General features: G+C 39.1%; 10 protein-coding genes. 6 read left to right on the top strand and 4 right to left on the bottom strand.

Features of this window, described 5'->3' with window-relative positions; translation table 11 throughout:
* Positions 1–67 precede the first annotated feature (67 nt).
* The 6 genes from CXF74_RS10365 to CXF74_RS10340 all read left to right on the top strand — a co-directional run bounded on the left by CXF74_RS10365 (position 68) and on the right by CXF74_RS10340 (position 3,619).
* Positions 68–511, top strand: a complete 444-nt coding sequence (locus CXF74_RS10365; protein ID WP_101082374.1) for a GNAT family N-acetyltransferase — start codon at positions 68–70, stop codon at positions 509–511.
* An 85-nt stretch (positions 512–596) separates the two neighbouring features.
* Positions 597–1,067, top strand: coding sequence for a hypothetical protein (locus CXF74_RS10360; RefSeq protein WP_101082373.1), 471 nt, complete (start codon positions 597–599; stop codon positions 1,065–1,067).
* Between the two features lie 207 nt (positions 1,068–1,274).
* Positions 1,275–1,562, top strand: a complete 288-nt coding sequence (locus CXF74_RS10355; protein WP_101082372.1) for a hypothetical protein — start codon at positions 1,275–1,277, stop codon at positions 1,560–1,562.
* 172 nt (positions 1,563–1,734) lie between these two features.
* Positions 1,735–2,337 carry a glutathione S-transferase gene (locus CXF74_RS10350; protein ID WP_101082371.1) on the top strand — a complete coding sequence of 201 codons (603 nt, stop codon included), beginning with the start codon at positions 1,735–1,737 and terminating at the stop codon, positions 2,335–2,337.
* Between the two features lie 112 nt (positions 2,338–2,449).
* Positions 2,450–2,788 carry a DUF5713 family protein gene (locus CXF74_RS10345; RefSeq protein ID WP_101082370.1) on the top strand — a complete coding sequence of 113 codons (339 nt, stop codon included), beginning with the start codon at positions 2,450–2,452 and terminating at the stop codon, positions 2,786–2,788.
* Positions 2,789–3,343: 555 nt separating this feature from the next.
* Positions 3,344–3,619 carry a hypothetical protein gene (locus CXF74_RS10340; protein ID WP_101082369.1) on the top strand — a complete coding sequence of 92 codons (276 nt, stop codon included), beginning with the start codon at positions 3,344–3,346 and terminating at the stop codon, positions 3,617–3,619.
* Between the two features lie 245 nt (positions 3,620–3,864).
* Here CXF74_RS10340 and CXF74_RS10335 read toward each other — a convergent pair whose 3' ends face one another.
* The 4 genes from CXF74_RS10335 to CXF74_RS10320 form a co-directional block, all read right to left on the bottom strand.
* Positions 3,865–4,809 (bottom strand): ABC transporter permease, encoded by a 945-nt coding sequence (locus CXF74_RS10335; protein ID WP_101082368.1) that lies wholly within the window; start codon positions 4,807–4,809, stop codon positions 3,865–3,867.
* Positions 4,810–4,811: 2 nt separating this feature from the next.
* Positions 4,812–5,789: an ABC transporter permease gene (locus tag CXF74_RS10330; protein ID WP_101082367.1), complete on the bottom strand. Its 978-nt coding sequence runs from the start codon at positions 5,787–5,789 to the stop codon at positions 4,812–4,814.
* Between the two features lie 202 nt (positions 5,790–5,991).
* A complete protein-coding gene (locus CXF74_RS10325; protein ID WP_101082366.1) occupies positions 5,992–7,542 on the bottom strand; it encodes an ABC transporter substrate-binding protein in 1,551 nt (516 codons plus the stop codon).
* A 94-nt stretch (positions 7,543–7,636) separates the two neighbouring features.
* Positions 7,637–9,343 (bottom strand): dipeptide ABC transporter ATP-binding protein, encoded by a 1,707-nt coding sequence (locus tag CXF74_RS10320; RefSeq protein ID WP_101082365.1) that lies wholly within the window; start codon positions 9,341–9,343, stop codon positions 7,637–7,639.
* Between the last annotated feature and the right edge of the window lie 371 nt (positions 9,344–9,714).

Here is a 9,714-nt window from a genome sequence, read left to right as displayed (position 1 = left end):
CCATTTTCTAATGTTGCTATCCGCCGTTTTAATCCACTTAACACGGCTTTAACATTCAGGTAAATCTATGAGTATTCGAGTAGCAAATGAAAATGATGTTTCCAAAATATGCTCCCTTGTAATATCTCTTTCGCATTTTTACTTAGAAAGTATTGAAAGCGAGTTACCTGATTGGTTTGCTGAAACGCTGACGGAAAAAGCATTTTTAAATAGAATCATAAACGAAGAATATCAAAACTTTGTTTATGAAATTCATGGGGAAATAGTGGGTTATTTGGCATTAAAAGGAAATAGTCATTTATACCATCTATTTGTTGCCGAAAATCATCAAGGCAAAGGCATTTCTAAGAGCCTGTGGAGCTATGCTCGAAATGTCTGCATAGCTGAAATATATACGCTCAGATCATCCCTATTCGCAATTCCAATTTATCAAAACTTTGGTTTCAAAATGGTTGGTGATGCAGGAGAAAAAGATGGCATTGGCTTTCAATCAATGGAATTACGAGTATGAAACGTTAGTAGGGATTTAAACGCAGTGTGATGTGCCATTGGCGTGACGGAGAAACTATTCTATTTTCTAATTTATTGAGCAGGCAATGAAAAATGAAATAAAAAAAGATACACGTAGAGCTGATTATTTAAGTTATGACCAGATTGCGACTAGAGTGGAAGCATTCGTTTCAGATGTTAAAACTAAAGATTTTGATGGGATTCTTATCTTGCTTAGAGGCGGTAGCTTTGCAGGTATGCATTTGTCATTTTTGACGGGGCTGAATGTCTACTTTGTCGAATATCATCGCCCAACTAGAAAGGTTTCGTGGAAGGGAGATCCTCCACCTCTTTATTCTAATGTTTTAGTTGTTGAAGACTTCGCCGGTAGTGGCACAACGCTACAGGATACCCTTACTTTTTTAGAGCAAAAGTATACCTCCTCCACGTTTGTGGTTTGTAAAGACAGATTATCTCGCTTACAAGACCCCACATATTGTTGCTTTGAATTAGAGGATGAAGAAAAACGATTTATTGTCCCATGGGAGAAGCATGAGTACGAAAACAATGTTTGCTAGTGGTGATTTTTCAGTTCATTCTCCACTATAAGCAATAGTTTCAGTCCGTTTAAACCTCCGTGAGTTATCTTTCCATTATTTATTTTCCTGCCTACAGGTCACTTTTTCTTGATGTTTATGTTGCTTTTTTGATCTTTGGGCATATTATGCCTGAAGCGTATTTAAGTTAATCATTTCGACTATTTGAATAAATCATGGGAGTTATGTATGGATAGTTTCTTAAAAAAATCAGCTCGATTGTTCAAAACTATATTTTATTATCAAGCTGATACAACCGATAATATTGATAACAAGTGGGACAAACTGCCGACTGTTAGTGAATATATCGTTCAATATCCAGAGCATTCGGATGCAGCTAATGAAACGATTAAATGCCGATTTTGTAGTTCATCGAATATTAAATTTCAACCTCTAATGCATAGTCGAGATCGCAGAGAGAAGCATTTTTGTGGCGCTTGTAAACGAACGCTGTATAAAAGTTTTGCAGATGTTTAGTGAAGGGAGTCGCTATTTGAAGATATCGTTGAAGCACTTCGTATATAAATTCGATACAGTTAATAAGGCTATTAAACGGAAAGCTATCAGTTGGTCATCACACTGCCATGATAGCGAGTTATTCCTTTCGACTTAGCAATGCACTATGCAGTTTCAATATGGGGCACTTTAAATGGAATTAATTGTAGGTACAGACTCAACCTGGTCTGTAAGAGCTTGGATATGTTTACAACTGGTCAATATAGATGTGTCAGAGCAGGTTATTGATTTGGGATCGGCTAATTATAAATCTGACATTTTAAAATACTCATCGGTAGGTTTAGTGCCTGTGTTAATTGATGAAACGCTTGTTATACATGATTCATTAGCGATAACAGAATATATAAATGAGTCTTCGAATGGTGGCTTATACCCTCGCAATATAAAGGATCGTGCATTAGCCAGAAGCTTATGTGCCGAAATGCACTCGGGTTTTTCGAGTCTTCGTAATCAATGTCCTTTTACGCTGAAACACATCGTCAATAACGTTGAGATAAGTAGCGCGCTTAGCAATGAACTCACGAGAGTTGAAGCGATATTTGAACTGGCAGAGGGCCCATATATGTTTGAGTCTGCTAGTGCGGTAGATGCCTTCTACTCCATTTTGGCATTTCGTCTCAAAAGTTACGGTTTTATCTTTGAAGGAAAAGCAGGGGAATATCAGTATAGTCTTTTAAATTGGTCGCTATTAAAAAAGGCGATCACACAAGCGAAGCACTGGGAAAGCGCATCATAAAAATTTAAACAGAACAAAAGCAGTTGGTTTTTTCTGTTTATTAACACGTTTAGGCGACAATTTTTGTCCGCTAAGGTGGGCGTTATGTATAAATTTAAACTAAGGATGGAACATGCAATTAATTAATGAAGAAGCTAAAACTTATCAGTTTTTAAATGATATGTATGAAGATGGATATTTTCCCAATTATCTTGTTGATAAAGGCAAGAGTATCTTAATCCATTTGTGTTACAAGATTGAAGATGTTCAACCCTCTAGCCTTGAAGATTTATATGAATTAACAAATCAATCCACTAATGAATTCAATGAACTTCAAGTGGAATTTGAGGAAAACGAAAGCGAGATTGAAACGCTTGCAAGAGATTGTATTGCTGTCGATTTTGAGAAAATAGCTAAGATTTATGGCTTTGACGCTGACATTGAAGCATTGACGGCGACTCGTGATTGGTAAGCCGATTCATTGAGAGAAGAGTGAACTTGTACTTGAAAAAATTTCACGAGAAACAATTTGAGGAATTATTTTAGTATTACGCGAGTTAATAAGCACAGTAAGCATTCATTAGTGTAAAACGCTAATGAGTGCTCTGGTCATACAATGGCTGGTGGGCGAAATAACGTGAGTTCGCTTAACACTAGGTCCTCCAAAAAACACTAAACATCAAAAATTCCAGTTTACGTTTAGTGGACACCTGAATGAGCGGAGATGAAAGATCAATTTTTTCGCTATTTTATAAAGCACTGGCTACTCATTTAGAGAAAAATAACCCACCAAAGGCGCAACAACTACCTAGTCAATTTAGCGATCACATCAATAAATACAGTAAACAATGTTAGTCCACTGAGTCCTGTGTTAGCTTTAGATTAATCACTCTATTTCAGAGAAAATAAAGGGTTATATTTCATTGTTAGTGAAACCTCATTTCAAAGAAAAACTCGCTTTATATCAAAAATTATAACCACTACTTTTGACGCTTAATATGAGCATTTATATTTACAGGGAACATTTATGAGTTACGTAGGAATCGCATCAAAGGCAGGAACAACAACGGGCAATATTAAAAAGTTACTTCACACTGGGCATGCTTGCCCAAGCGTAAGTCGCCGACTTGGTACGACCTCGGCTAATATTACCGCCTTTATTAATGGCAAAGTGACACCAAGTATTGCCAAGGTGCTGGGTGCAACAACACCTCACGCACAATTATTAAGAGATGAAATCAGTAAAGAAGCCTCCATTGGTATCATTCTTGGTTTAGCCTGCGGTATTTCAGAAAAGAAATAAGTCCCACGGGTCACTTTTCCTTTACTGACTTTCCTTTGGCTATTCAAAGGAAAGTTCACGCCACCGCTGAAACCACTGCGGTATAAGCTTAATTACCGTATCAACGAGTGATAGACGACCTACGAACCAATGTATTCCAATAATCCTCTAAAAACTTTATCGCGGACATAAAAAAACAGCGACTCAATGAGGCGCTGTTTTTGAATTTACTAATCACTGACAGCTAACCGCTGAAAGCCTGTTTGTTAACCCTTATAAATCTTCGGATTAAACACGTCACGTAACCAGTCACCCAGTAAGTTAATCACTAATACTAAGCTGATTAATACTGCGCCAGGGAAGATTGTTATCCACCATGCACCTGAGAAAATGTATTTAAAACCAATACTGATCAGTGCGCCTAACGAAGGTTGGTCAACGGGCAAACCTAGACCTAAGAACGACAGGGCTGCTTCAGACATAATGGCGTTAGCCACTTGTACCGTTGAGATAACCAAAATAGGTGATAAACAGTTAGGTAGAATATGACGGAACATAATACGTCCCGCTTTAAAACCCATTACTTGGGCCGCTTCTACATACTCTTTTTTCTTTTCTGCTAATACAGAGGCGCGAATGGTACGTGCATATTGTGGCCATTCTGCAACACCAATAATCACCACTAGCATGACCACAGCGTATTCAGCAAAGAACTCAGCACCAAAGCTGGCTTTGAAAATAGCGGTGATAATAATCGCTACCATCATCGTTGAAAACGACAGTTGTACATCGGCAAAACGCATCAAGAAGCTATCAACACGGCCACCAAAATAACCGGCTGATAAACCAATCACGATACCTAAGACTAGCTGTACGGCAACCGCAAGAAAACCAATCATTAGTGATAAACGTGAACCATATAAAATGGTTGATAACACATCACGACCTTGGTCATCGGTACCAAATAAGAAACGTGCATCACCGTCTTCTAACCAAGAAGGTGGTAACTCAGAATCCATAATGTCGATAGCCATTAAGTCGTAAGGGTTAGTCGGGGCAATAATAGGTGCAAATAATGCAGCAATAAAAAAGGCCATAAATAACGCAAAACTAAACATCGCCACTTTGTCACGCTTAAAGTGGTAGATGAAGTCTGAGTTTTTAAAGCTTTCCCAACGGCTAGGAACATGCGAAGAAGTAACAGTATTCATAATTATGCTCCCTTACCAGTAATGTCGACAGTCGGGTTAATAACCCCGTATAACAGATCCACAATGGTATTTGTGGTCACGAAGATAAGGCCAACAAAAATAACATAAGCGGTAATGAGTGGCGTATCAACACGGTTAATCGCTTCTAAGAAGATAAACCCAGTGCCTGGCCATTGGAAAACCGTTTCCGTTAAAATGGTGTAAGCGACCATCGTACCTATTTGTACACCACCGACGGTTAATACCGGCAGCATTGTATTTTTTAGGGCATGTTGGTAATAAATTTTGTTGCTTGCTAACCCTTTTGCTTTAGCAAATTTAATGTATTCAGAGCTTAATGCTTCGAGCATTTCTGAACGTACTAAACGAATGAACAGTGGCATCATAATAGAGGCCAATGAGATACACGGTAAAACAAGGTGTAACAGTCCATCTTTAGTGAGGAAACCTGTTTCCCAGCCTAATATGTTGATCGTGTCACCACGTCCGTAGGAGGGGAGCCAATTGAGTTCGATTGAGAATAAGAACATGAGCATGATAGCGGTTAAGAAAACCGGTACCGAGATGCCTATGCTACTAAGCGCCATGATGATTTTTGTCCAGGTGCTTTTAGGATGAATCGCGGAGTACACGCCGAGTGGAATCGCTAAGAATATAATAATCAGCGTGGCGCCAAATACTAACTCTAGTGTTGCGGGTAGTTTATCTAATATCACCTCTAATGCAGGGCGTTTAAAGAAATAAGATGTGCCTAAGTCACCTTGTACGGCATTACCGATAAAGCGCGTATATTTTTCCATGTACGAGTCATTTAACCCAAGCTCGTCACGCAGTACTTGTCGTTCTTCTTCCGATACTGATTGGCCTACCATCTCGCGCAGTGGATCACCGAGATTATCTTGAATTGCAAATGCCACCAAACTGATGACAAACATCACTATTAGCGCTTGAAAGAGTCGATTGACCAGAAATGTAAACATTCCTTGTTCCCTATAAAATATAAAAATGGGTGGCTTACTGTGTTTTGATTTTCTGTTTTTACAACAGACTAAAACACGGCAAGCTCCCTATTTGTTAATGCCTTGCTAACTGAGCCAAAGCATTAACCTGTACTGCCGTCGTTAGATAACATTATTTACGATATTGTTTAACGACGTTATTTAATCACACTATTTCACTACTTTATTTAACCACTAGGTCGCCAAAGTATGGGAAGTTAAGTGCGTTAACAATAGGTGCTACATCTAGGTTAGATTTTGCGCCCCAAGCAAGGTTCTGCCAGTGAAGTGGTACAAATGCAGCATCTTTATAAAGGATCTGTTCTACTTCTTGTAACATCACTTTACGTTTTGCTGGATCTGTTTCCGCATTTGCTTGGTTAACTAATGCGTCCATTTTTGGATTTGAGTAATGACCACAGTTATAAGCGCCTTTACCAGACTCTTTATCACGTGTCATGGTTAAGAACTCAGAGAGGTTCGCAGAATCTTCTGTATCTGAATGCCAACCGATCATCATCATATCTGCAGAACATTTATCAAACTCAGGCCAGTATTGTGCTTTTGGCATCGTTTTAAGGTCTACTTTAATACCGATTTTAGCGAGCATTGAAGCAGAGGCTTGTGCGATTTGAGCATCATTTACGTAACGGTTATTAGGCGCCATCATCGTTAACGTAAAGCCTTTTTCGTAACCAGCTTCTTTCATTAACTGTTTTGCTTTTTTAAGGTTGTAACGTGGCACTAATGAATCATCGTGACCAGGGTAACCAGCAGGGCTTAATTGACCCGCGGTTGTTGCAAAACCTTTCATGATTTTTTTAACAATACCTTCATTGTTAATAGCATGCACAATCGCTTGGCGAACGCGCACATCTTTTAAAGCTTCATGTGAGTTTTGGTTCATTTGTAATTGAATAATACGTGTACCAGCAACCGTAGTTAAATCGATGTTTTTAGTTTTGATAACACGTTTTTGATCGTTTGGTGCAACAGGATGAATCAAATCAACGTCACCAGAAAGCAGGGCTGCAACACGTGTTGCGTTCTCTTTAATTGGCACCATTGTTAACTTATCAACATTACCTGGTGATTTTGTATCCCAGTAATCTTCAAAACGTTCAAATACCACTTTTACGCCTTGCTCACGTGAAGTCACGATGAATGGGCCTGTACCTGATACGTTTGTTGATGCAAATGAGCTACCGTGCTTAACGATAATTGATTTGTCTTTACCGTCTTTCTCGCCCGAATAGAACTTGCTGTCCATTGGGAAGATATAAGTCGCTGTTTGTAAAACCAGTGGGTAAGGTTCAAATGAAGTAATTTCAACCGTGTAATCGTCGATTTTAACTAATTTTTCGTAAGGGCTAAAAATCGCTTTAAAGTCACCTGATGTTTTTAAACGGTTAAATGTCCACACGACATCATCTGCAGTTAGTTTGTTGCCTGAGTGGAATTTAACGTCTTTGCGTAATGTAAAACGGAAAGTATTATCATCGATACGTTCCCATTTATCAGCAATACGAGCTTCAAAATCAAAGTCTTTTGTAAAACGAACTAGTGGATCAAATAACATATGCGACATTTGCATTACGCCGCCTGATAACTGCTCATGCGGGTCAAGCGTCACTGGGTCTGAATCATAAGCAACTGTTATATCTGCAGCTGCTGCTGAAAAGCTTAATCCTGTCGCTAATAGTGCGATAGCTAGTTTAGTTTTTAAGAACTTCATTTATCTACTCCTGTATGAAAATAAGTTTGGAAATAATTTCCGTTGTCATAATAAGATCGCAGAGTGTTAGGCCTGCGACCACGGCAATTGCCGATTATAGTTTAGTGCGTAGCCCTTTAAATTCAGGCATTAACGAGATCAGATGTTTACTGTAGTCATGTTGCGGGTTAGTAAACAGTTGCTCGGTAGGTGAGACTTCTAATAACGTGCCTTGTTTCATCACACCAATACGATCACATACCTGGCGAATCACCGGTAAATCGTGGCTGATAAATAACATGGTCAGGTTAAGTTCATCCTGTAAGTCTTTTAGTAGGTTTAATATTTGCGCTTGAACTGACACATCTAATGCTGAGGTCGGTTCATCACAAATTAATAGACGTGGGCGTGTAGCAAGTGCACGGGCAATCGAAATACGTTGACGTTGACCACCAGAAAATTCATGGGGATATTTCACGCCAGCCATTTTACCCAGGCCAACATGGTCTAATAAATCATGCACGATAGAGCGAATTTGTGCTTCTGAGCTAGCCTGTTTATGGAAACGAATCGGTTCAGAAATGATGTCGTATATCTTCATACGTGGATTCATTGAGGTATACGGGTTTTGGAAAACCATTTGCATTTGGCGTCTAATCGGACGACGTTCTTTTTCACTTTTAAGCGCGGTTAAATCAATGCCTTCAAAGGTCACTTTACCTTCATTAGGTGGATATAAACCGGCAATCACACGTGCAATAGTTGATTTCCCTGAACCTGACTCGCCCACTAAACCAAAGGTTTCACCTTCGTTAATGTGGAAACTTACATTGTCAGAGGCTTGAACATATTCACGTCTACTTTCAAAAAATGAGTCTTTTGTTTTGAAACGTAAGCTGACGTTTTCAACCGTTAGTAGTGAGCCAGTGTATTCACGTTGGTCTTCACTTTGTCCTAACCAATGTGTTTTCACATCGAGTTTTTCCATCTCATGAGCTTCTTCTATATAACTCACTAATGGAAAACGGTCTAATTTAATATCTGAACGAGGTACAGCAGAAATCAAGCTACGTGTGTAGTCGTGATCTGGGTCGCCTAATACTTTTTCGGTTGGACCAAATTCAACTAAATCACCGCGGTACATTACTGCCACTTTATCGGTCACGTTTGAAACGACACCCATGTCATGTGTCACTAACATACAGCCAACATTTTTCTCGAGACATAAATCTCGGATCAGTTTGAGGATTTGATCTTGAATAGAAACATCTAATGCGGTGGTCGGTTCATCGGCAATAATTAAATCTGGCTCACCAGATAATGCGATAGCAATAACCACACGTTGGCGCATACCACCTGAAAATTGATGCGGATACTGTTTGATACGTAATTCTGGTTCAGGAATGCCCACTTGCTGCATCAGGCTTATTGAGCGCTCAACGGCCTCTTTATAAGTGACATCTAAGTTAGCTTGTATGGTTTCTGTTAATTGACGCTCTACGGTAAATAGCGGGTTTAATGAGGTCATTGGATCTTGGAAGATAAAACCAATTTTATTACCACGTACTTGGCGCATTTGTTCGTTAGATAAACCGGAGATTTTTTCCCCGTCTAAGAAAACTTCACCGTCAGCAATAACACCCGGTGGGCTTAATAAATCAATCACGGCATTACCTACCGTTGATTTCCCTGCACCCGATTCACCAACCACGCCAACAATCTCGCCGCGCTCAATAGAGAAGGAAAGTGATTTAACGGCTGCATGCACGCCATGGCGTGATGGATATTCAATACGTAGGTTTTTAACTTCTAATAATGACATTAAGCAGATCCCTGCAATTTTCTATGAAACGTGAGCAACTAAAAATAATCCTGTTCTGCTATATTTTTTGTGAATTTTTATGCACTTTACGTGCTTGTAACAAAATAATATAAAGAGAGAGTAGCTATGTTAGTGCAATGGGTAACTGTCGACAATTGCCAGAGGGCATTTTTGGCTACCATGTCAAAAAACAAAAACACAGTCAGCGATAACAATGGTGCGGGATTGGGGCTGTTCTGGATGTTTTATTCCGAACTAATTTGCTTTATAAAGTACAGAGTAACACTGGGTAATTGATGGGCGTAATAAACAAAAAAACAGTGTATTTAGAGAAGAGGTTTTTAACTGGATTGTGTTTTTTGATAACAAAA

This window comes from Psychromonas sp. Urea-02u-13 (genome assembly GCF_002835995.1).
Classification (GTDB): domain Bacteria; phylum Pseudomonadota; class Gammaproteobacteria; order Enterobacterales; family Psychromonadaceae; genus Psychromonas.
This window is presented reverse-complemented; position numbering and strand designations above follow the sequence as displayed.

Bases quoted from the DNA above. Each gene is read 5' to 3' on its own strand.
- CXF74_RS10325 (WP_101082366.1), bottom strand. From the start codon at position 7,542: ATGAAGTTCTTAAAAACTAAACTAGCTATCGCACTATTAGCGACAGGA.
- CXF74_RS10360 (WP_101082373.1), top strand. From the start codon at position 597: ATGAAAAATGAAATAAAAAAAGATACACGTAGAGCTGATTATTTAAGT.
- CXF74_RS10320 (WP_101082365.1), bottom strand. From the start codon at position 9,343: ATGTCATTATTAGAAGTTAAAAACCTACGTATTGAATATCCATCACGC.
- CXF74_RS10330 (WP_101082367.1), bottom strand. From the start codon at position 5,789: ATGTTTACATTTCTGGTCAATCGACTCTTTCAAGCGCTAATAGTGATG.
- CXF74_RS10340 (WP_101082369.1), top strand. From the start codon at position 3,344: ATGAGTTACGTAGGAATCGCATCAAAGGCAGGAACAACAACGGGCAAT.
- CXF74_RS10345 (WP_101082370.1), top strand. From the start codon at position 2,450: ATGCAATTAATTAATGAAGAAGCTAAAACTTATCAGTTTTTAAATGAT.
- CXF74_RS10335 (WP_101082368.1), bottom strand. From the start codon at position 4,809: ATGAATACTGTTACTTCTTCGCATGTTCCTAGCCGTTGGGAAAGCTTT.
- CXF74_RS10355 (WP_101082372.1), top strand. From the start codon at position 1,275: ATGGATAGTTTCTTAAAAAAATCAGCTCGATTGTTCAAAACTATATTT.
- CXF74_RS10350 (WP_101082371.1), top strand. From the start codon at position 1,735: ATGGAATTAATTGTAGGTACAGACTCAACCTGGTCTGTAAGAGCTTGG.
- CXF74_RS10365 (WP_101082374.1), top strand. From the start codon at position 68: ATGAGTATTCGAGTAGCAAATGAAAATGATGTTTCCAAAATATGCTCC.